This window comes from Dialister succinatiphilus, from assembly GCF_928721695.1.
In the GTDB taxonomy this organism is placed as follows: domain Bacteria; phylum Bacillota; class Negativicutes; order Veillonellales; family Dialisteraceae; genus Dialister; species Dialister succinatiphilus.
Window position 1 is genome coordinate 134,580 of the sequence record NZ_OV788641.1, and the last position, 22,247, is coordinate 156,826.

Genomic DNA, 22,247 nt, shown 5'->3' on the forward strand with positions numbered 1-22,247 from the left:
CATGAAGGCGTCAGGTCCTTCCTCCCTGCTTCCATGGATTGTGCACCGCGGGGATTGGGAGGGCCTTCGCCAGGCCTTTTCGCCTCTCTGGTCATATAGTCCGGCAGAGAAGACATATGTATCAGGTATAAAAAAGGCACAGCTTCGCCGCAGGTTATGGCCGCCTGTCGGCGGCAGGTTGTGTAGAAGGGTTATGAAGGAAAAGGTACAGAGAGTTGTGGTATCGCCGCCTTTGGCGGCGATGAGTATATAGCCTGCGTTACGGGATTTCCTTCCCGCCTCCCACTCGTCATTCTGAGCCTCAGGCGAAGAATCTTGGTACGTGCCGCTTATGAGACAAATGCTATTAAATACCAGTCGGCGGAAAGGCTGCCGATTGACAGTCAGCCCAAAATCTTTCGATGTTCCTCAGCCCTATCGCCCAGCTCCATTCCCGTCGGGCCAGCAAAAGGAAGGTCTTTTATGGGCAGGCTAAGGGAGGGCTTTGCCCGACTTGGCAATCCTATGCAGGATTACCAGCTAGGGAAGCGCTGATTAAATCATTGTTTTCTTTTATTCTTGAATTTTTATGCAATGTGAGGAATGGGCTGACGCGAATAGCGAGCTATTTAAGGAAGCCCATGACGAAATAGTGCATAAAAATTCTTATAAAAGAAAACTCTATGAATTAATCAGTGCTTCCCTAAGGAAGGAGCCTGACAGTTCGACAGGTGCCGTAGTGCCTCCTTCATAAAAACAGACTCCGCGAATAAATCAGTGCTTCCTTAGCAGCCGGCAAAATTGATATAATATTTCCTGATAAGGAGACTTCATATGAAAAAAGATAAGAATAAAATAAAATCTCTTCCCCCCTTTACTGCCGCCCTCCTGGCAGAGGCAGAAAAAAAGCGCTGGGATTTTGACACCCCCGGACACCACAGCGGAAGCTTTTTCAATCTCACCGACGAAGGAAAAATCTTCACCTCTGCCCTTGGTGAAGGCATGTTCAAAGCGGATATTTCCGATTCCTCTTCTGCCATCGGCGATCCCTCATCCCACGAAGGGGTATCGGGAGAAGCGGAGCGCCTCGCCGCTTCAGTATGGGGAAGTGATGACTGCTTTTTCGTGCTGGGCGGCACGTCCACATCCAACCGTATCTGCGCCAATGCCCTCCTCTCACCGGGGGACCTGGTCCTTTTTGACCGGAACAACCATAAATCCACCTGGCAGGGAGCACTGCTTGAAGCAGGGGCGCTGCCGGTATACCTTTCCTCCTGCCGCAATGACTGCGGCGTCATCGGCCCCATCCTTGCCGCCTCTCTGGAAGAAACACACCTTCGGGAAGAAATCCGGAAAATCAGTCCCCGGCTCGCTGAAAAAAAGCGTCCCTTCCGTCTGGCCTCGCTGCAGATATGCACCTATGACGGTCTTTTTTACAACATCCGGAAAATTCTGGAAAAAATCGGCCCTCTCTGTGAATACATTCTTTTCGACGACGCCTGGGGCGGCTACGAAAATTTCATTCCCCTCCTGAAAGACGCCGCCGTCCTCCGCTTTCCCCTTTCTGAAGAATCACCGGGCATCCTCATTACCCAGTCTGTACATAAACAGCTCTCCGGATTCTCCATGACCTCCCAGATTCACAAGAAGGACAGCCATATCAGGGAAAAATCCTATTACCTTCCCCATGATGTGATGCAGGACACCTTTCTCATGCATATTTCCACATCTCCCTACTACCCCCTTCTGGCAGGACTGGAAATGAATGCGTTCATTCATAAAGAAAAGGGCGCCATCCTTTGGAAGAAAGCCTTCCAATCTGCCACCCGCTTCAAAAAAGCTCTTTTAAAGGATACCACCCTCTTCAGGCCCTTTCTCCCTCCTCTGGTGCACGGCAGGAAATGGGAAGAAGAAAAAACACAGACCCTCATGGAAGATGATGCCTTCTTCACCCTTGGTCCTGATGAAACCTGGCATGGCTTTGACGGTTCTGCAGCCGACTTATGCCTTCTGGATCCCTGCAAAATCCTGCTCACCACCGGCACCTTTTCCGAAAGCAGGAAGCACTCCATCCCGGCCCCCCTTCTTTCCGCCTACCTGGAAAGTAAAGGCATCACCCCGGAAAAGTCCGATTTCTATACCCTTCTCTTTCTGGCAGAACCGGGAGATACAAAAAAGAAATACAAGTACCTCATGCACTGGCTCAAGCAGTTTGAAAAAGCCTATTTCCAGAATTGCCCCATGGATCGATTCATGCCCTCTGTCAAAGCCCTGCCCGGCGAAGGGCTTCAGGATTACTGCCGCCGTTTCCATGATTTTCTTCTCTCTCACCATGCAGGAGAGCTGCAGCAGTGTCTCTTCCGGGAAGAGGATTTCCCGCCCCACCCCCTTTCCCCCAAAAGAGCCCACGAGAATTTCATCAGGGGAAACAGGAAAAAAATCCCCCTGAAAGATGCCAAAGGCCATATTTCACTGGAAAATATCCTTCCCTATCCGCCGGGCATCTGCGCCCTTGCCGCCGGTGAAGAGTGGACGGAAAAGGTACTGTCCTACTTCCTTTTCCTGGAAGAATACGGAAAGGAATTTCCCGATTTCTCGCCGGAAATCCCGGGTATCCATCATGATGAAAAGGGCGAGCCCTCTGTCTGGGTTTCTTATCCTGAGTAAAAATATATTCTTCCCCTTGACAAACAGCATCAAAGGATATAATCTTCTAATCAAGAAACCGTTGATGCGGAGATCAAAGCAGGAAATGCGCCCAAAGAGAGTCCTACCTGGTGAGAATGGATGGAAAGGCAGCCTGCCAAATGGACCGCTGAGGGTGCGGCGAAATGACTCACAGAGTATACCGCAACGCAGGGCAGGCGTTAGCATGCCGGAGATATGATAGTATCTTGCAAAGAGCACGACATCGTGAAACAAGGTGGCACCGCGGAATGTATTCCGTCCTTGGCAGAGTTTTTTCTGCCGGGGACGGATTTTTTGTATTCCGGCAGGTACAGGAAGATCCCTTCGAGGGATTCCTGCTTCCATAAGGAGGTCATTATGTATCCAACATTAGAGGAAGTCAAAGCAATCAATGCATCCGGCGATTACCGAAGGATTCCTGTCTGCCGGGAAATCATGGCAGACAGCTTCACCACCATTGAAGTCATGCGGACACTCCGCGCTGCCAGCCATCACTGCTTTATGCTGGAAAGTGCGGAAAATAACCAGCCCTGGAGCCGCTACTCCTTTCTGGGCTATGATCCTACCCTGGAAATCACCTGCCTGAACGGCCATCTCACCATCACTAAAGGAGTAGATGAGGAACAGCCGGAAATCATCAAGAAGGAAGTCACCCATCCCGGTGAGGAAATCCGCCAGATCCTTTCCCGGTATAAAAGCCCAAAACTCCCTGGCCTTCCCCCTTTTACAGGAGGACTGGTAGGCTATTTTTCCTACGACTATATCAAGTACGCTGAGCCCACGCTTCATCTGTCCCATGAAGACAATGCGGATTTCAATGATGCCGACCTCATGCTCTTCGATAAACTCATTATCTTTGATGCTTACAAACAGAAAATCATTCTGGTCACCGGCGTCTCCACAGAGGACATTCCCTCTTCCTACAGGCAGGCAGAAAAAGTACTGGATGATATGGAAAACCTTTTGAAAAGCGGTGCCAGAGCGGCCTCTAAGCCCCTCCATCTGGAAGAGGACCTCACTCCCGCCCATTCCATGGAAGAATACAGCGCCATGGTGGAAAATGCCAAACACCATATTTACGAAGGCGACATTTTTCAGGTAGTCCTTTCCAATCCTTTGACCGCCAGAGCCAGGGGCTCCCTGTTTGATGTATACCGCCTGCTCCGCATGGAAAACCCCTCTCCCTATATGTTCTATTTCACCAGCGACCAGGTGGAAATCGCCGGTTCCTCTCCGGAAACCCTGGGTAAACTGGAAAACGGCATTCTCCACACCTACCCCCTTGCCGGCACAAGACCGAGAGGCAGAACCGAAGCAGAAGACCAGGCCCTGGAGAAAGAACTTCTTGCCAATGAAAAAGAACTGGCCGAGCATAATATGCTGGTAGACCTGGGGCGGAACGACCTGGGGAAAATCAGCCGCATCGGCTCCGTGAAAGTGGAGAAATATCTGAACATCCTCCGCTTCTCCCACGTCATGCACATCGGCTCCACCGTGGAAGGTACCATTGCCCCCGGCAAGGACGCCGTAGACGTCATCGACGCCGTCCTGCCTGCGGGCACCCTCTCCGGCGCCCCCAAACTCCGGGCCTGTGAAATCATTGAGGAAGAAGAATCAAGAAAACGGGGCATCTACGGCGGTGCCATAGGATACCTCGATTTTTCCGGAAATATGGACACCTGTATCGGCATCCGGCTGGCCTATAAGAAAAAAGGCATCCTCTGTGTCCAGTCCGGCGCCGGTATTGTAGCCGACAGCGTACCGGAAAAGGAATATCAGGAATGTCTCAATAAAGTCAAAGCCGTAGTCAACGCCATTCACCTGGCAGAAGGAGGACTGGACAAATGATTATTCTGATTGATAACTATGACAGCTTTTCCTATAACCTCTATCAGCTGGCAGGAAGCCTCTATCCGGACATCAAAGTCATCCGGAACGATGCATTGAGCCTTTCGGAACTTAAGGAAATGAACCCTAAGGCCCTCCTTATCTCCCCCGGTCCCGGCCGCCCGGAAGACGCAGGCATCTGCGTGGATGCCATCCGTTTCTTCGGCCCCCGCATTCCCATTCTGGGCGTATGCCTGGGCCACCAGGCCATCTGCCAGTGCTACGGCGCCACCGTATCCTACGCCAAAGAACTGGTCCATGGAAAAGCCTATGACGTGGAAGTCGATACCGAGAGTCCCCTCTTTAGAGGCATGAAATCGCCTATCAAAGCAGCCCGCTACCACTCCCTGGCCGCCGTGGAATCCACCATGCCTCCCTGCCTGAAAATCACCGCCCGCACCAGTGACGGGGAAATCATGGCCGTGGAACACAGAGCCTATCCCACCTACGGCCTCCAGTTTCATCCTGAATCCATTATGACCCCGGAAGGCGGAAAAATCTTGAAAAACTTCTTCATCATGGCGGAAAGAAGGGGAAAATAGGTTCAGGGTTCAGAGGGTGGTGGATTGCCCTGCGGGCAATGCTTATGAAATCTGCGTTACGGGATTTGGTTTTGTGTCACCAGTGCTGAAGGACGAAGAGCCAGAGCCCCCTTCCCTAGGAAGCGGGTGGCGCCAGCCACCAAAAGGGGGGCATTTCCTCGCGCCGCAGGCGCGGTTATATGGTTTTTCCTCGCCCGTAAGGGCGGTTGTATGGTTTTTACCAGCTCACTAGTCCACTAAAGCTGTTTTATCCATACTGGCGACTTCAATAAATTAAAAGGCGCCCCACTCCCGACCGCGATCCCGACCGCGCCGTAGGCGCCCCCCATTCCCTACTCTCAAAAATATATTGACATCGCTCCATGAATCCCTTATAATATAAAAGCTGTTCATATTCGATCAGCATAATTTTTAGAGAGGTGATTTACACAATGGCAACAAACAGAAATCTCCGTTTTAAGACAAGCAGACGTTTCGGCGTAAATATTTACGGCCATCCGAAAGCGTTAAAACGGCAGGTCGCTGACGCTCGTCAGAAGAAACAGTCTGAATACGGCGTACAGCTGTCCGAAAAACAGAAAGTTAAAGCGATGTACAACCTGCTTGAAAAGCAGTTCTACCGCTATTATGATAAAGCAAGGAGAATGTCCGGCGTCGTAGGCGAAAACCTGCTGTTCCTGCTGGAAACCAGACTGGACAACCTTGTATACCGTGCAGGCTTTGCACGTTCCATCCGTCAGGCTCGTCAGATGGTTACCCACGGACTCATCGTGGTTGACGGCAAGAGAGTAGACATTCCTTCCTACCCCGTTCGTCCGGGACAGGTTATTTCCCTGAAGGAATCCTACAGAACCAATGAAATGTTCAAACAGTCCTTCCAGGAACTGAAGACCTTCGATCTTCCATACATCGAAAAGTCCTTCGACAACTGGACTGCAACCCTCACCCGTTTCCCCCAGAGAGACGAACTCCCCTACAAGGACGAAGTCAACGAAACCAACATCGTCGAACTGTACTCCAAGTAATTCGTTTTTCAGCGGACTATGGACATACAAAAGAGGAAATGCTTTTCGCGAAGCATTTCCTCTTTTTTTCATGCTTTCCTGACCCCTTTGGATGCAGCCCCATGGGTACCTCTTCGCCTGATGACCATAGCCCGGATAAGCATCTGAGAGGGCAGGGTTATCATAGATTCCTCCAGGTACGTGGTTTCCCGTCTTTGAAGAAATTGATCTGCCCGGGCTCCCCGGGGTTTGGAATCTCCACTTGCAGCCCGGCCCCTCATTCATCCGGTTCCCTTCCAGATTTCTTCGGGAGATCCCCCCTCCATAGATTCAGCCTTCTGCAGCCGGCTTATCATGGCAGTACTTGCCTGTTCGCCGGCCATTTGATGGAGTTCATTTTCCGGCTTCCTTTTTCTCCTGTAAATCTTATCGGTACGGTATATACTGTAATTAGTTGAAGACGTCGTCTGATGACTCGCCCCGGGGGTGCTTGAAACATCCTGCCGGAGGGCCTCGTTAGCGGCGTTTCCTGTATGTTCATACTATTTCTCTGTAAATACATTATGATGATAGTACTTTAACCCTCCATTTTCCCTTCCTTTGTCAGACACGGACGCAGAAGAGTCAGCTGACCATCATATTTCTCTTCCTGGAGGAATGAAGAAAGCATGAAAAAAATCCCACCGGATAACCGATGGGATTTTTGAATTACTGTTTGAACTTGTCTATGATTTTATCGAGGAAGGAGCTCTTTCCTTTATACTGGGAGCAGTCTTCTCCCATTTCATTGGCAAAGTGAAGGAGTGCGTTCTTCTGGTCTTCGTTCAGCCGCTTAGGCACCGTCACATGGACTTCCACATAGAGGTTCCCTTTGCGGGAGGACTGCAGATGAGGCATGCCTTCGCCGGAGATGCGGAACCGGGTGCCTGTCTGGGTACCGGCTGGAACCTTGAGTTCCACTTCCTTGTCCAGGGTCTTCACTTTGATGGTGGAGCCAAGGGCTGCTACAGGATAGGAAATATTGACGGTCTTGTAAAGGTCGTCGCCTTCCCTTTCAAAGTCCGGATCGTCTTCCACGTAAATGTAGACATAGAGGTCGCCTTTCGGACCGCCTCTCCTGCCGGGCTCTCCTTCGCCAGCCACTCTCATGCGGACGCCGCTGTCGGCACCGGCAGGGATATTGACTTCAATGGTCTTGGACGCTCTGACAGTACCACTGCCATGGCATTCCTTGCACTTGTTTTTGATAATCTTCCCTGTGCCGCCGCACTGCTGACAGGTGACGATATTCACCATCTGTCCGAAGGGGCCGTTTCTTACGATACGCTGCTGACCTGTGCCGTGGCAGGCAGGGCAGGTATCTACGGAGGAGCCCGGTTCTGCGCCGCTGCCGTGGCAGTGGCTGCAGGTATCGTTCTTGGTGACGGAGAATTTCTTCTTCACACCGGTAAAGGCTTCCCGAAGGGTAATGGTCATATCGTAGCGGAGGTCCGCCCCCTGCTCGGGGCCATTATTCCTTCTGCGGCTGCCGCCGGTGAACATGTCGAAAATGTCACCCATATCGAAGCCGCCGAAGTCGAAGCCCTGGCCGTTGAATCCGCCCTGGCCGAATCCGCCGAAGCCTCCGGCACCGGCGCCGCCGCGGGAGGCCTGCTGGAAGGCATCATGGCCGAGCTGGTCATACTGGGCTCTCTTGTCGGCATCGGAAAGCACATGGTAGGCTTCATTGACCTCCTTGAATTTTTCCTCTGCCGCTTTGGGATTGTCCTTGTTCAGATCCGGATGGTATTTGCGGGCAAGTCTTCTGTATGCTTTTTTGATTTCATCATCGGTGGCGTTTTTACTTACGCCAAGGATGTCATAATAATCCTTGCTGTCTGCCATAAAGAAATCACACTATTCCTTATTTCTTATCGTCGTCATTGACAACTTTATAGTCTGCGTCTACTACATTGTCCTTGTCTTTTTTGGCTCCGGCCTGTGGTCCCTGCTGGGCTCCGGCATTCTGGGCCTGCTGCTGTGCCTGCTGAGCCTGCTGGTACAGTTTTTCAGTCAGTTCATGGAGCGGTTTGGTGAGAGCTTCTGCATCGGCTTTGATCTTTTCGGTGTCGTTGCCTTTCAGGGTCTCTTTCAGTTTAGCAATGGCATCATTGACTTCTTTCACTTTGCCCTGGTCTGCTTTGTCTCCCAGTTCCTTGATGGTCTTTTCAGCCTGGTAAATGAGGGCTTCTGCATTATTCTTAGCAGTAATGGCTTCTTTGCGTTTCTTATCTTCTGCTTCATGGGCTTTGGCATCATCCTGCATTCTCTTGATTTCTTCATCAGAGAGGCCGGAGGAAGAGGTAATATCAATCTTCTGTTCCTTGCCGGTGCCCAGATCCTTAGCGGAAACATGAACAATGCCGTTGGCATCGATATCGAAGGTAACCTGAATCTGAGGAACTCCCCGTGGAGCCGGCGGAATATCGCTCAGTTCGAAGCGGCCCAGTGTCTTGTTATCGGCAGCCATGGGACGTTCACCCTGGAGGACATGGATATCAACGGAAGGCTGGTTATCGACAGCGGTGGAGAATACCTGGGTCTTGGATGTAGGAATGGTGGTATTTCTCTTAATCATAGTGGTGAATACACCGCCCAGGGTTTCAATGCCCAGGGACAGCGGAGTCACATCGAGAAGCAGTACGTCTTTGACTTCGCCTTTGAGAACACCGGCCTGAATAGCAGCACCGACTGCTACGGATTCATCGGGGTTTACACCCTTGGATGGTTCTTTATGGAATTTGTTGCGAATCAGGGTCTGTACGGCCGGAATACGGGAAGAACCGCCTACCAGAAGGATCTTATCGATGTCGTCAATGGTGAGGTTAGCGTCCTTCATGGCTCTTTCCATAGGTTCTACGGTAGCCTGTACCAGATCTTCCGTAATCTGGTCGAATACGGCACGAGTCAGGGTTGCATCGAAGTGAACCGGCTGTCCGTTGGAATCAATGGTAATGAAGGGCAGGTTGATGTCGGTGGACATAACAGAGGACAGTTCGATCTTTGCCTTTTCAGCAGCTTCCTTCAGTCTCTGGTTAGTCATGGGATCCCGTTTCAGTTCAAAGCCGTTCTGGTTCTTGAAGGTATCTGCAATCCAGTCCATCACGCGGGCATCGAAATCATCGCCGCCCAGATGGCCGTTGCCGCTGGAAGCTTCGACTTCAAATACGCCGTCTGCCAGATCAAGGATGGACACATCGAAGGTGCCGCCGCCCAGATCATAGACCAGGAAGCGATGTTCCTTGCCGTCTTTAATCTTATCAAGGCCGTAAGCCAGGGCAGAGGCTGTCGGTTCGTTGATGATACGCAGAACCTTGAGGCCTGCAATGGCGCCGGCATCCTTGGTAGCCTGGCGCTGGCTGTCGGTGAAGTATGCCGGGCAGGTAATAACAGCTTCTGTGACTTTTTCACCCAGATAAGCTTCTGCATCCACCTTCAGCTTCTGCAGAATCATAGCGGAAATTTCCTGGGGTGTATAGGATTTGCCGTCAATGGTGACTTTGTAGTCGCTGCCCATGTGACGTTTAATGGAAACTACGGTGCGGTCCGGGTTGGACACAGCCTGTCTTTTAGCCAGCTGGCCTACCAGGCGTTCCCCGGTCTTGGAGAAACCTACCACAGAAGGAGTCAGACGAGAGCCTTCAGCGTTAGGAATAACGACAGGCTCGCCGCCTTCCATCACTGCAACAACGGAGTTTGTCGTACCTAAATCAATACCAATTACTTTTGACATTTAAAATGTCTCCTTTCATGCGTGTATTTCTAATTGAAAACAGAAAATTCTATGTAACTGCCAATGTCAGCTGTTTTTCACAACCTGTACCTTGGCAGGCCTTAAAACGGTATCTTTATAGAGATAGCCCTTCTGGAAAACCAGGGCAATGGTTTCATCATCCATTTCATCGGATGCAACCATCATGACGGCCTCATGGAAATGGGGATCAAAAGGTTTTCCCTTGGCTTCAATTTCCTTGACGCCAAAGTCATTCATAATTTTGACCATCTGTTTCTGGAGAAGTTCAAATCCCTTCAGATAAGCCTCTCCGGAACCATCTTTTTTCATATGGGAAAGGGCCAGTTCAAAGTTGTCCAGTACCGGAAGGAAGGATTTCAGCGTTTCCGCCTTGTAGGTATCTGCCGCTTTGGCTTCGTTGTCTTTCGTGCGGCGGCGGAAATTGTCGAAATCCGCCTGCAGCCGTACGTACTGGGACAGGGCGGTCTGCAGTTTTACCTCCTCCGATTTGGCTTTATCTTCGGCCTCTTTGACTTTCTTCTGGGCATCTGCCGCCTGTTTGGTCAGGAAAATCACCTGCTGCTGCAGTTCTTTGGCCGTAAGCTTTTTAGCCTTTTCCGCGTCTTTTCTGTCTGCGCTCTTTTCAGATTTTGGTTCTTCCGCATTCACTTTCACTTTGACTTCTTCATTTTTCATACGGGAGCCTCCTTGTCTCATTCTTTATTCTTCAAAAGCTGATCCAGTCTATCCTGCATAAACCGCATCATACCGATAATCTTGCTGTACTGCATCCGGGTAGGTCCCAGCACTGCCACCGATCCGATGACCCTGCCGCCCGAGGAAAACTGGGCTCTCACAATGGACAGGTCCGAAAGGGATTTCATGGGGTTCTCCGTGCCGATATGGACTGCAATGGGCTGATCCGAACTGGAGAGAAGCATGCTTTCCAGCATGTCCCGCTGTTCCAAAAGGTTCAGGATATCCTGCATTTTCTCCACATTCTTGAATTCCGGCTGCTCAATCAGCTGGGATGCACCGCCGGAATAGACTTCCTGCTGCGGGGTCAATACCCGCTGCAGGGTTTTGAACACATTCACATAGGGGCTGAGATTCTTTTCTATATCTTTCTGGAAGGTAAGGATTTCTTTCTCATCCATGCTGTCAATGTCACGGCCATGGAGGAAATGGTTCATCCTGTCTGCCAGCAGCTGCATTTCATCAAAGGTACTTCCCTTTGGGATTTCCACCACTGCATTGGACACATCCCCCCGGTCTGTAACAACCAGCAGAATGGCTCTTTCTCCATCCAGGGGAAGGAATCGGATATAGTTGAATTTCTTCTTGATTCCCGCTGACGTTGCCACAGACAGGTTATGGGTGAGCGATGATACCGCCTTTGCCATATTGCGGAAAATCTCATCCACCTTGGTCACATGATCCAGGAGCATGCTGTCAATCATGGATTTTTCTTCGCTGGAAACGGGAGCCGGCTGCATGAGCCAGTCCACGTAAAAACGATATCCCTTGATGGAAGGGATACGTCCTGCCGAAGTATGGGGCTGTTCCAGATATCCTTCATCCTCCAGGTCCTGCATTTCATTGCGGATGGTGGCGCTGCTGACGCCCAGGTTGTACTTCTTCGCAATGGTCCTGGAGCCTACCGGTTCAGCGGTATCCGCATAATCCTGTACAACGGCCCACAGTACTTTTCTTTTTCTTTCATTCAGTTCATTGGACCCAACGCGGGGTTCATTCTTGTTTGTTCTGCGTGCTGCCATCATTATCACCTTGTTATTAGCACTCATTGGTCTCGAGTGCTAACTTACGTTATTAGAATATCATTCATGCCCCTCCCTGTCAAGACTTTCTCCCCTTCTTTTCCATTTTTCCATGCAAAAAGCACCTCCCGAAGGAAGTGCTTTTTAGTGAGCTGGTGGACTAGTGAACTAGTGAGCTAGTAGACCAGTGGACTAGTGGACTAGTGAACCAGTCGAAGTCAATGTTAGCGGGAACCAAGATTCTTCGCTTCGCTCAGAATGACGATGGGGCGGTAAGGTTAGCACATAACACAGTCTGATGTCTGACCTCTACCATCTATCGTCTCCCTCACCCCACGTAACCCAGCCAGTGCCAATAAGTGGCAGAGAATACAAGAATCATGGCATAAGCCAGCACAGTGAAAGGAATGCCGGTAATGAGGAAATCCTTGGATGTAATGTATCCAGTGCTGTAGGCGATCATATTCTGCGGAGCATTCACCGGCAGGATGTAGCCGAAGCAGATGGTATACTGGAGAATCATGGTCATGCCCAGCACATCAATGCCCGGCGTCTTCACGCTCTGAAGAACCGCAATGACAATCGGAATCATGGCCGATGCCAGCCCTGTGGCACTGGCAAAGCCCAGATGGATAATGGTGAGGAAGAAGGCCAGCACCGCAATGACCACAAGAGGAGACATGGTTTCCATGCCGAAGAGGGCCACGAAATGATTGGCCAGCCAGATGGCCGCCCCCGATTTCAGAAGAGCCGTGCCCAGACTGATGCCTACGCCGAAAAGGGTAACGGTGCCCCAGTTGATATGGGGAACTGCCTGTTTCCAGGTCATAAATCCCACTTTCGGGAGCATCATGAGCATAATGCCGGTAATGGTGACGGTGGTGGTATCAAAGGGATGAAGTTTCTTCTCCGTTACCCAGAAGAAAAGGAGCAGCACTGAAATCAGAAGCAGTTTCTTTTCATCCCGGGAAACAGGCCCCAGATCCTTCAGCATTTTTTCCAATGCTTCCCTGCCGCCGGGCATTTCCTTCACTTCAGGAGGCATGACATGGATGAGAAGGAAATAAAGCACCACCGACATAATGGCTGCATAGGGAGCAGCAGCGATAAACCATTCCAGCCAGCTGATATCCTTGCCCAGTACCTGCTGGATAAATCCGATGGCCACCATGTTCTGAGCAGCTGCGGTCTTGATACCGATATTCCAGAGGGAATCGGCCTGAGCCACTGCCATCATGAGCACAGCAGCAAAGGTGGAGCCCTTCTCTAGCCCAAAGGCCCGGATAATGCCTACCACGATAGGCACCATGCAGGATACGCGGGCCGTAGTAGAGGGAACGAAGAAGGAAAGCAGGAATCCCACGAAAATGACGCCAATCACCAGATGACTGGATTTTACGCCGATATGGGACATGACCACCAGGGCGATACGCTTATCCAGCCCCGTAATCATCATGCCTGCCGACAGGAACATGGCACCTGCCACCAGAGCCCAGGCTGAAGTGGAGAAGCCGGAAAGCCCCATCTGCAGGGCTTTCCCGGTGCCAAGAAGAGTCTCCGGTTTGGCGGGATTAGGCGCCATGCCCAGAGAAAATGCCATAAACACCACAATAACAAACGCACTGACCGGATAGGAAACTCCTTCGGTCATCCAGATAATGACTGCAAACACAAGGATACCGATGAGCCGGTGTCCCTGGGTAGGCAGATCTACAGGAGTCGGGAAGAGGTACACCAGTGCCATGGCAGCCAATGCCAGGAACAGGCCATATTTCTTTCCAAATCCTTCTGACTGATTCATAAGCCACCCCCAAATATAAAAAATGAAGCACCATTCATGCGGAAACAACGGGCATCGTCTCCATTCATGAAAGAGGCACTTTCCCTAAGCAAAAAAGCTCCTGTTATCCCCTGGGGGAAAACAAGAGCTTCGTTGCACTTTATGAATATATTTCAGTATATCCATGAAAGGTTGACTTGTCAATGGGAAACAAAAAAGCCCCCGCCTGAGCGGGGACCTTTGACGGTCATCAGTCAGCGCTGAAAGGAAGCAGAGCGATAGCTCTTGCTCTCTTAATAGCGAGATTGATTTTGCGCTGATGCTTTGCGCATGTTCCGGTTACACGACGGGGCAGAATCTTGCCTCTTTCGGAAACGAAACGACGCAGTGCAGCAACATTCTTATAATCAATGGTGTCTACGTGATCTACGCAGCACTGGCAGACCTTTCTTCTCGGTCTTCTTACTCTATCTCTTCTAATCATGCTTTTCTATATCCTCCAAAATCAATGCATATCAGAACGGAATATCTTCATCTTTGGACGACGTACCGAACTGTCCAAAATTTCCTCCCGGCTGGCCTCCCTGTCCGGCTGGATTGTTGTTATAACCGCCATTTCCGCCGTTATAACCGTTTCCACCGAAACCGCCATTATTTCCACCGAAGCCGCCGCCAAAGGAACCTCCCTGCTGCGGACCGTAGGAAGAATTGCGCGGAGTGCCGATTGGAATGGCAATGGTATTGGCCACAACTTCTGTTACATATCTCTTTGTGCCATCCTGTGCATCATAGGAACGACTGGAAATCCGTCCTTCCACAAATACACGGGTGCCTTTTTTCAGCTGATTTCCAACAGCTTCTGCCAGGGGACCCCAGGCAACAACATTAATCCAGTCTGTAAGCTCCCGCTGTTCGCCCTGGGGGGTTGTATAGGTACGGCTTACTGCTACAGAAAACGATGCTACGGAACGGCCGGTCTTCGTTGCACGAATCACCGGATCCCGTCCAAGATTTCCCAAGATTTGAACTGAATTCATTGTGCTACCTCTTAGTCATCCTGTTTTACAATGATATGACGGATAATTTCTTCATGAATCTTGATAACGCGGTCAAGTTCTTTAATCTGCGCCGGGTCAGCCTGGAAATCAACTACTACGTAGTATCCTTCACTCTGATGCTTGACTTCGTACGCAAGATGACGTTTGCCCCATTCATCAGTATTGTCAATGGTACCACCGATTCTGGTAATGGTGTCCTGTACCAGTTTGACAGCAGCCTTGATAACTTCATCATTAGCTGCATTCACAATGAACATAACTTCATACTTTTTCACGAAATTCGCCTCCTTTTCGGACCTATGTCCCGCACTCGCTGCGGGCCAGGAAGTTACTTGTAAAATAACAAGCTTATTTATTATACAAGAGCGGAAATGAAAAAGCAAATGTTTTTTGAAAGTTTCCTGTCCGGCTTGACGCTTTGGTGTTTCTTACCGACAGGAAACTATTGGCGAAAAGTTTCCTATTCGGCGTGACACCAAGGCTATCCTTACCGACAGGAAACTGCTTGCTAAAAGTTTCCTACCCGACATGGCACTATGGTTTTTCTTACCGATAGGAAACTGTTTGCAAAAGGTTTCCTGTACGACATGGCACTATGGTGTTTCACACCGACAGGAAACTGTTTGCAAAGGGTTTCCCATCCGCCATGACACGTAGGCTATTCATCTCGGCAGAAAACTTATTTCTTCTTGCTTACCATGAATCCCGTAGCCTGCTGGTTGGCCATGATGACCACATCACTGATCTGCACCCGTTTGGGCTGATCTGCTACGAAGGCAATGATATTGGCAATATCTTCTGCCTGCAGCGCATCTACGCCTTCATATACCCGGGCTGCCCTTTCCTTATCGCCATGGAAACGGACTTCGCTGAAAGGAGTCTCCACAATGCCCGGCTGGATGGTGGTCACCTTGATATCACTGTCTATGACATCGATGCGGACACCGTCGCTGAACGTTTTCACCGCTGCCTTGGTAGCACAGTATACCGCGGCACCGGCATAGGCATAGAGGCCGGCGGTGGAGCCCAGGTTGATGATATGGCCCTCATTCTTTTCCAGCATAGCCGGCAGGAAGGCATGGGTCACCAGGAAGAGGCCTTTGATATTGGTATCAATCATCTGAAGAATATCTTCTTCCTTTGTTTCCCCGTAAGGTTCCAGTCCCCTGGCCAGGCCAGCATCATTCAGAAGGATTCCGGGCGCTCCCAGTTCGCTAAGGCAGCGGGAGGATACTTTCCGGATGGCATCGGCATCCCTCACATCCAGCTCAAAGCAGGCAACCGGCACAGCCATGGCCCCCTCGATTTCTTTTTTTACCTCTTCCAGCTTTTCTTTATTTCTGGCAGCCAGAGCCAGTCCATACCCCTTGGCGGCCAGCGCTTTGGCACTGGCGAGGCCGATACCACTGGTGGCCCCTGTAATGAATGCGTAGGAACTCATGATAATCCTCCTTCTTTTTCTGCTATAATAGTAGGAACCGGCAGGAAATTCCCCGGTCTTATACATTCATTATACTGGTTTCATTTCCATTTTCATAATAAATAAAGGAGTATCTATGAAATCCATCATTCTGGCCGCCCTTATGGTGACAGCTGCCCTTTCCGCCGGCGGATGCGGCACGCCAAAGGTTCCCTCCCCCTCTCCGGCTGCTTCTTCTGCTGCTGTTCCTGCGGTCCACCAGATTAACGAAGAATCGCAGCAGATTTACCAGAAAGCAGTTACTGCCTACGGAAAAGGAGATCATCTCCATGCCCTGGAACTTGCCAATCAGGCTCTGGAGAAAGACGGCGAAAATTACAAAGCCCTTTCTCTGAAAGGCATTATCCAGGCCTTTGATATATCACCGGAAGAAGGCATTGGGACCATCCAAAAATCCCTCTCCATCAACCCGGACTACATACAGGCTTATTTCGATATGGCCATGGCCCAGAAACTGGGGAAACACTACGATGAATCCATCCGCTTCTTCCAGAAGGTGCTGGATAAGGATCCCCATAACACCTGGTCCTACTACGGCATTGCCACCAACTACGCTGATAAAAGGGACAAGGCAAAGGCTTTGGAATATCTGAAAAAAGCAGTTGAGCTGGACCCGAAAAACGTAAAGCCCCAGGCTGCCGCCCAGGACCACTTCCAGTGGCTCCATGGCGATGCCGATTTTCAGAAACTTGTAAAATAAAGGAGTTCCCATGAAATACGCTTTTATCCTGTCCATCGTATCCCTGGTCCTCTACCATGACAATGTCCTGTCTGCCGCCGGAGCTGCCGGATACCTTTCAGCCATTTTCTTTCTGGTCACGTACCGGGAAAAGCCTGCCATGCTGGCCATTGCCTGCATAGCGGCTGCCATCATTACCATCATGTACTTTTCCTGGGACTTCTCCCTTGCAGGCTACATGCACATAGGCATTGCCTGGTCCATGACCATTACCGCCTTTACCGCCATCCTCACCCTGGTCAGTCTTGTATATAAAATAAAGAATCGCTGATTCGTGGCAATAAAAAAGCATCATTGATGAGAACATCAACGATGCTTTTTTGTTGCCTGTCAGTCGGCGTTTTTAGTAGATTTAAATTTCAGGAAAAAGCCCATAATGAGGAGCATGCATACCAGACCTGTCAGGTCTCCGAGAATACCGTTTCCTGTAATGCCGTCCACCAGATAGCCGGCCACGCAGCTCACAGCCACCACGAGAACATAGGGAATCTGGGTAGACACATGGTCTATGTGATGGCACTGGGCCCCGGCCGAGGCCAAAATGGTGGTATCGGAAATAGGCGATACATGGTCGCCGCCTACAGAACCGGCCAGCACGGCAGCCACCGTCATAATCATAAGATGGGTATCATTGGACACGATAGCCAGTACGATAGGAATGAGGATACCGAAGGTGCCCCAGGAAGTACCGGTAGCAAAAGCAAGGCCAATGGCCACCAGGAAAAACAGGGCCGGCAGCAGAATGGCAATGGTGGCGTTATCAGCAACCACGCTTCCTACATAGCCGCCGATGTTCAGGTAATCCTTACCTACAATGCCGGACAAGGTCCAGGCCAGGGACAGGATCATAATGGCAGAAGTCATCTGTTTGAAACCTTCTACAAAGCAGCTGCAGAAAGTGCTGAAGTCTAAAACCTTTCTGGGAATGTACAATACAAAGGTAAATACCAGAGCAATGAAAGAACCGATAACGAGACCTCTGGCAGATTCGCAGTTCGCAAAGGCTTCTGCCACGCCCTTTCCTTCCAGAATGCCGCCGGTATAAAGCATGCCGAACACGCAGCCGCCGATAAGGACCACCAGCGGAAGGATGAGATCGATGATTTTCCCATTTCCCACAGGCGCACTGCCTTCATCATCAGCATATTCCGCAGGAATCACCAGGGTGCCGCCGCTCTGCTTTTCATACCTGGCCATACGGGAAAAATCACGGCCTGAAGCGATGAGGACAATCATGAAAATCAAGGTGAGCCAGGCGTAAAGGTTCAAAGGAATGGTTTCCAGGAAAAGAGCAAAACCATCAATGGAACTTCCCTCCGGAAGAGAGGAGGTAACAGCAGCAGCCCAGCTGGAAACCGGAGCAATGATACATACCGGCGCTGCGGTGGCATCAATAATATAGGCCAGTTTCGCACGGGTAATCTTAAACCGGTCTGTCACAGGGCGCATCACGGTACCCACGGTGAGGCAGTTGAAGTAATCATCAATGAAAATCAGGATACCAAGAGCCATGGTTACGAAAAGAGCGCTCTTCTTTCCTTTAATGGTGCGGGCTGCATAATCACCGTAAGCCTGAGATGCACCGGACTTCTGGATGGCCGCCACCATAATCCCCAGAAGGACAAGGAATACAAGGATATACACATTGCTTCCCACCTTGTCCGACATAATGTGGAACATGGTGTCGATAGCACCCAGTATACTGAATCCTGCAAACATGAAGGCACCGATAAAGATACCTATGGCAAGAGACATGTACACTTCCTTGGTGGCCAGTGCCAGAATAATGGTAACTACAGGAGGCACCAGGGACCATACTGTTTGAGACATATAAATCATCCTCTCTCTTTTGACAATTTCCCATATCGTCAAATTGCAATAATTTTTATTATTATACAATACTTTCCCCGTTTGTAAAATGTTCACTGTCATAAATGTTTGATTGTGGGCTTAGGAATGGGGATTGGGGCGGAAATGGGAGGCTGGTAAAGCTTGCCATCAATTTCTTGGGGTTCCCTGGTGTATGGCACCCACTCACCGGGGGAGTCTCTCGCCATGGCGCGCCTCCTTTTCTGCACTCAAAAAGGGCGCCCTCTCGGGTGCCCTCTGTTCATCTGTTATTTAAAAGCCTGGATAGCGGCGAAGAGAATCCCTCCGACGTCTTTTATCTGGGCCCACACCTTTTTCATTTTTTCGTTTTCCTGCAGGTATTCTATGCCTTTTACGGTGATTTGAACATTATAGAGCGATTTCAAAACCGTTTCACTGCCCTTTCCGAGGATATCTACATCGCCGAATAGGGCCCGGAAATGTACCCCTCTTTGGCCAGCTGGATGTAAATAAAATCCTTGTAACTGTCCGGGACAAATGCCGGGTAGGCGGCCAGCTCCAGATACTTCTCGTTCGGCTTCTCGCCGGTCTTTTCGGCTTCTCGCCGGTCTTGAGGCAATGATACAAATAGGAAAGAAGATAATAAACTATTGCATGATAATCATCTTTTGCCATAACAATACCTTCATAGTCTCCTTAACTTTTGAATCATGGATTCGGAATTGGCCGTCAAAATGGTTCCTTTGAATTATCTATTACCTCGGGCGGCGGCATATGATACTTTGAATTTAATTCAAAAAGTTCTTTGATGTGCCGCCTATTCAGAAGGCGCAATTCGTGATTCAATCGTCCGGCTTCATCCGAGCATGGTCTCAATTTCTCAATTTTATCGGAGATGCTATTTCTTTCTTGCTCAGTTCTTTTTATAAATAGGCTCAGCTCTTCTTCATAAGTCATTTCTTGCGCCTCCTAAATTTCAAACCTTGCATTTCTTTAGCTAAGCATTTCATTATATTAAGCTGCTCATATTCGGCAGGTCTTAGATTCTTAAATGCAAAATTTAACGATTTAACCCGTGCCATGCGATATAGTTTATCCGCCTCAATCAAAGAAACAGGATTTTCCTCATACTCTAACGAATACCTTCCCAGCCCGCTTACGACTTCCAACCGCTTCAACTTACATTCGAAAAATGTACAAAAATCATTCATGCTGAAGCAGTCGCCGTAATAATCTTTACTGTCCGGTCGGAATTGACTGTTAAATTGGTTCTTTTGAATTGTCTATTGGTGTAGGCGGCGGGAGATGGTGTTTTTCCCGCAGCTCACAATATTCCTTATACTGCTTTTTCTGCAATTTCTTTAATTTTTGATCTAAGTCAGCAATTTTCTGATAGGAGTTAGTCTTGTTCATTTCAGCATAAATCACATAGCGCTCGTCTTGCGCCCTTTTCATGAAAATAGCCAGTTCTTCTTCATACGTCATTTGGTGACCCTCCAGAACTTTAGACCCTGAACCGTTTCATTTAACTTTTTCATTATTCTCAGCTGCTCGTAATCTATGGGTTTACCGGTTCGTAATGCCTCGGTGAATATTTTTCCCTTTGCGGATTGATATAATTCTTTTGCTTTTTCGGAAGAAATATAACGACCGTCATATTTCATAACAAATCGCCCAAGGCCGCTTATCACTTCCAGCCGTTTCAACCTGTATTCAAAAAACGCATGAAAATCTCCAATACTGAAGCAGTCACCGTAATAATCTTTACTGTCCGGTCGGAATTGACTGTTAAATTGGTTCTTTTGAATTGTCTATCCACTTGGGCGGGGGAAGATGATACCTTTCCCGCAGTTCACAGTATTTTTTATAATGTTCCTTTTTTAGCTTCTTGAGTTTTTGCTCTAATTCCGCCATTTCCTGATATGAGTCGGCCTTGTTCATCTTGGAATAAATTATATGACGCTCGTCTTGTGCCGCTATTATGAAGGCGTCTAATTCTTCATCATACGTCATTTTGAAATCCTCCCGAACCGCAGGCCTCGAACAATTTCGCTCAACTTTTCCATTATTTTCAACTGTTCATACTCTCTAGGCTCACCAGCTTGAAATGCTTTTCTTAATGTTTCATCATCTGCAGATTGATACAATCTTTTGGCTTCTTCATAAGAAATAAATAGCCCATCATACTCCAATGAATACCGCCCCAGCCTGCTTATGACTTCCAGCCGACGTCTTTTATCTGGGCCCACACCTTTTTCATCTTTTCGTTTTCCTGCAGGTATTCTATGCCTGTCACGGTGATTTGAACATTATGGAGCGATTTCAAAACCGTTTCGCTGCCCTTTCCGAGGATATCTACATCACCGAATAGGGCCCCGGAAATGTACCCCTCTTTGGCCAGCTGGATGTAAATAAAATCCTTGTAGCTGTCCGGGATAAATGCCGGGTAGGCGGCCAGCTCTAAATACTTCTCATTCGGCTTTTCGCCTGTCTTGAGGCAATGATATAAATAGGAAAGAAGATAATAAACTATTGCGTGATAATCATCTTTTGCCATAATATTCTTCATAGCCTCCTTAACTTTTGAATCATTGATTCTGAATTGACCGTTAAATTGGCTCTTTTGAATTGTCTATCCACTTGGGCGGGGGAAGATGATACCTTGCCCGCAGTTCACAGTATTTTCTATAATGCCCCTTCTGCAGCTTTTTTAATTTTTGCCCTAATTCTGCCTTCTCCTGATATGATTTAGCCTTGTTTATTTCGGAATAAATCACCTTACGCTCATTTTGTGCCCTTTGCATAAATTGAGACAGTTCTTCTTCATATGTCATTTTCTAATTCTCTTGAACTTGAGATCATAAACAATTTTGTTCAATCTTTTCATTATAGATAACTGTTCATGTTCTCTGGGCTCTACAGTTTGAAATGCTTTATTTAATGTTTCTTCATTCGCTGATTCATATAAGCGTTCTGCCTCTCCAGAAGAAATAGGATCCCCTTCGTATTCCATAGCATACCACCCAAGCCCGCTTATGAATTCCAGCCGCTTCAGACGATATTTAAAAAACGTTGAAAAGTCTTCCATACTGAAGCAGTCACCGTAATAATCTTTACTGTCCGGGTGGTTATGGATGACCTTGGCCCCCTGCAGTTTGTCTCCTATGGCTGTAATATCCACGGAGAAGGGATTTCCTGTGAAATGGTAGGTTTCCCCGTCCTTTGTGATGACCACGGCGCTTTCAACATCCGCGCCCTTGCATTCTTCGCAGAATGTCTTGAACCGGGTTTCTACTGCCTTATCATTATTATACGCTATATCCGGCTCCTGAGCCACGGTCACATGGTCATTACTGTACGCCGTCCTGCCTCCAGCGAGGCCTTTGATGGGCTCTGATTTATTGGAGATGCCGGATTTTATTTATACTTCTGCTGCCAATCCTTGAAGCTCTTATCTCCGTGGTTTTCTCTCAAATGTGAACGGGGATTTCATCCACCGGCAGGTGGTATTGCCTTCTTAGCAGGGAACAAGGTGCACCGTCAGTCTGGATACATGGGAGGCGCCGTAACGCCTGGGGCGGCGTTGATAATACCGCCATGGATCTCCTGCAGGGGCGTGAACTGTCTGGCGGTCCGCTGCATCTCATAGGCGTTATGGACTCGGATGTGCAGGTGTTCCAGATTCCTAAATTCCTAATCCACTAGAACAC

23 protein-coding genes are annotated in these 22,247 nt (G+C 49.2%); 6 read left to right on the forward strand and 17 right to left on the reverse strand.

Features of this window, described 5'->3' with window-relative positions:
• Positions 1-813 precede the first annotated feature (813 nt).
• The 4 genes from NW747_RS00635 to rpsD all read left to right on the forward strand — a co-directional run bounded on the left by NW747_RS00635 (position 814) and on the right by rpsD (position 6,121).
• Entirely contained in the window at positions 814-2,646 is a 1,833-nt protein-coding gene (locus tag NW747_RS00635) for an Orn/Lys/Arg family decarboxylase (RefSeq protein ID WP_273187515.1), read from the forward strand.
• 378 nt (positions 2,647-3,024) lie between these two features.
• Positions 3,025-4,515 (forward strand): anthranilate synthase component I, encoded by a 1,491-nt coding sequence (gene trpE / locus NW747_RS00640; RefSeq protein ID WP_419095309.1) that lies wholly within the window; start codon positions 3,025-3,027, stop codon positions 4,513-4,515.
• Positions 4,512-5,096, forward strand: coding sequence for an anthranilate synthase component II (locus NW747_RS00645; RefSeq protein ID WP_273187517.1), 585 nt, complete (start codon positions 4,512-4,514; stop codon positions 5,094-5,096). Before trpE ends, NW747_RS00645 begins: the two co-directional genes overlap by 4 nt.
• A gap of 431 nt (positions 5,097-5,527) precedes the next feature.
• Positions 5,528-6,121 carry a 30S ribosomal protein S4 gene (rpsD, locus tag NW747_RS00650; RefSeq protein ID WP_008860079.1) on the forward strand — a complete coding sequence of 198 codons (594 nt, stop codon included), beginning with the start codon at positions 5,528-5,530 and terminating at the stop codon, positions 6,119-6,121.
• Positions 6,122-6,808: 687 nt separating this feature from the next.
• On the opposite strand, the gene dnaJ is transcribed toward rpsD, so the two are convergent.
• The 9 genes from dnaJ to NW747_RS00695 all read right to left on the reverse strand — a co-directional run bounded on the left by dnaJ (position 6,809) and on the right by NW747_RS00695 (position 15,929).
• The gene (gene dnaJ, locus NW747_RS00655; RefSeq protein ID WP_008860078.1) at positions 6,809-7,984 is read right to left on the reverse strand and encodes a molecular chaperone DnaJ; all 1,176 of its coding nucleotides are present in this window, start codon (positions 7,982-7,984) and stop codon (positions 6,809-6,811) included.
• 19 nt (positions 7,985-8,003) lie between these two features.
• Positions 8,004-9,872: a molecular chaperone DnaK gene (dnaK, locus tag NW747_RS00660; protein ID WP_273187519.1), complete on the reverse strand. Its 1,869-nt coding sequence runs from the start codon at positions 9,870-9,872 to the stop codon at positions 8,004-8,006.
• Between the two features lie 66 nt (positions 9,873-9,938).
• Entirely contained in the window at positions 9,939-10,568 is a 630-nt protein-coding gene (gene grpE / locus NW747_RS00665) for a nucleotide exchange factor GrpE (RefSeq protein WP_273187521.1), read from the reverse strand.
• A gap of 17 nt (positions 10,569-10,585) precedes the next feature.
• Positions 10,586-11,650 (reverse strand): heat-inducible transcriptional repressor HrcA, encoded by a 1,065-nt coding sequence (gene hrcA, locus NW747_RS00670; protein ID WP_273187523.1) that lies wholly within the window; start codon positions 11,648-11,650, stop codon positions 10,586-10,588.
• 328 nt (positions 11,651-11,978) lie between these two features.
• Entirely contained in the window at positions 11,979-13,451 is a 1,473-nt protein-coding gene (locus NW747_RS00675) for an SLC13 family permease (protein WP_273095657.1), read from the reverse strand.
• Positions 13,452-13,680: 229 nt separating this feature from the next.
• The gene (gene rpsR, locus NW747_RS00680; protein ID WP_232217348.1) at positions 13,681-13,911 is read right to left on the reverse strand and encodes a 30S ribosomal protein S18; all 231 of its coding nucleotides are present in this window, start codon (positions 13,909-13,911) and stop codon (positions 13,681-13,683) included.
• 34 nt (positions 13,912-13,945) lie between these two features.
• The gene (locus NW747_RS00685; RefSeq protein WP_008860072.1) at positions 13,946-14,467 is read right to left on the reverse strand and encodes a single-stranded DNA-binding protein; all 522 of its coding nucleotides are present in this window, start codon (positions 14,465-14,467) and stop codon (positions 13,946-13,948) included.
• 11 nt (positions 14,468-14,478) lie between these two features.
• Positions 14,479-14,763, reverse strand: coding sequence for a 30S ribosomal protein S6 (gene rpsF / locus NW747_RS00690; RefSeq protein WP_008860071.1), 285 nt, complete (start codon positions 14,761-14,763; stop codon positions 14,479-14,481).
• Positions 14,764-15,167: 404 nt separating this feature from the next.
• Positions 15,168-15,929 (reverse strand): SDR family NAD(P)-dependent oxidoreductase, encoded by a 762-nt coding sequence (locus NW747_RS00695; RefSeq protein ID WP_273187528.1) that lies wholly within the window; start codon positions 15,927-15,929, stop codon positions 15,168-15,170.
• A gap of 115 nt (positions 15,930-16,044) precedes the next feature.
• Here NW747_RS00695 and NW747_RS00700 point away from each other — a divergent pair, with 115 nt between their 5' ends.
• Entirely contained in the window at positions 16,045-16,668 is a 624-nt protein-coding gene (locus NW747_RS00700; protein WP_273187530.1) for a tetratricopeptide repeat protein, read from the forward strand.
• A gap of 10 nt (positions 16,669-16,678) precedes the next feature.
• Entirely contained in the window at positions 16,679-16,978 is a 300-nt protein-coding gene (locus NW747_RS00705; protein ID WP_008860068.1) for a hypothetical protein, read from the forward strand.
• 59 nt (positions 16,979-17,037) lie between these two features.
• On the opposite strand, the gene NW747_RS00710 is transcribed toward NW747_RS00705, so the two are convergent.
• The 8 genes from NW747_RS00710 to NW747_RS00740 all read right to left on the reverse strand — a co-directional run bounded on the left by NW747_RS00710 (position 17,038) and on the right by NW747_RS00740 (position 21,874).
• Positions 17,038-18,537, reverse strand: coding sequence for a Na+/H+ antiporter NhaC family protein (locus NW747_RS00710; protein WP_273187532.1), 1,500 nt, complete (start codon positions 18,535-18,537; stop codon positions 17,038-17,040).
• A 287-nt stretch (positions 18,538-18,824) separates the two neighbouring features.
• A complete protein-coding gene (locus NW747_RS10315; protein WP_419095310.1) occupies positions 18,825-18,962 on the reverse strand; it encodes a YjcQ family protein in 138 nt (45 codons plus the stop codon).
• A 304-nt stretch (positions 18,963-19,266) separates the two neighbouring features.
• The gene (locus NW747_RS00715) at positions 19,267-19,494 is read right to left on the reverse strand and encodes a hypothetical protein (protein WP_273187533.1); all 228 of its coding nucleotides are present in this window, start codon (positions 19,492-19,494) and stop codon (positions 19,267-19,269) included.
• Between the two features lie 303 nt (positions 19,495-19,797).
• Positions 19,798-20,022 (reverse strand): hypothetical protein, encoded by a 225-nt coding sequence (locus NW747_RS00720; RefSeq protein ID WP_273187535.1) that lies wholly within the window; start codon positions 20,020-20,022, stop codon positions 19,798-19,800.
• A gap of 303 nt (positions 20,023-20,325) precedes the next feature.
• Positions 20,326-20,550, reverse strand: a complete 225-nt coding sequence (locus NW747_RS00725) for a hypothetical protein (RefSeq protein ID WP_273187536.1) — start codon at positions 20,548-20,550, stop codon at positions 20,326-20,328.
• A gap of 199 nt (positions 20,551-20,749) precedes the next feature.
• Entirely contained in the window at positions 20,750-21,106 is a 357-nt protein-coding gene (locus tag NW747_RS00730) for a YjcQ family protein (protein WP_273187538.1), read from the reverse strand.
• Between the two features lie 40 nt (positions 21,107-21,146).
• Positions 21,147-21,371 (reverse strand): hypothetical protein, encoded by a 225-nt coding sequence (locus NW747_RS00735; protein ID WP_273187539.1) that lies wholly within the window; start codon positions 21,369-21,371, stop codon positions 21,147-21,149.
• Entirely contained in the window at positions 21,368-21,874 is a 507-nt protein-coding gene (locus NW747_RS00740; protein ID WP_273187540.1) for a hypothetical protein, read from the reverse strand. The genes NW747_RS00735 and NW747_RS00740 overlap by 4 nt, the downstream gene beginning before the upstream one ends.
• Positions 21,875-22,247 lie beyond the last annotated feature (373 nt).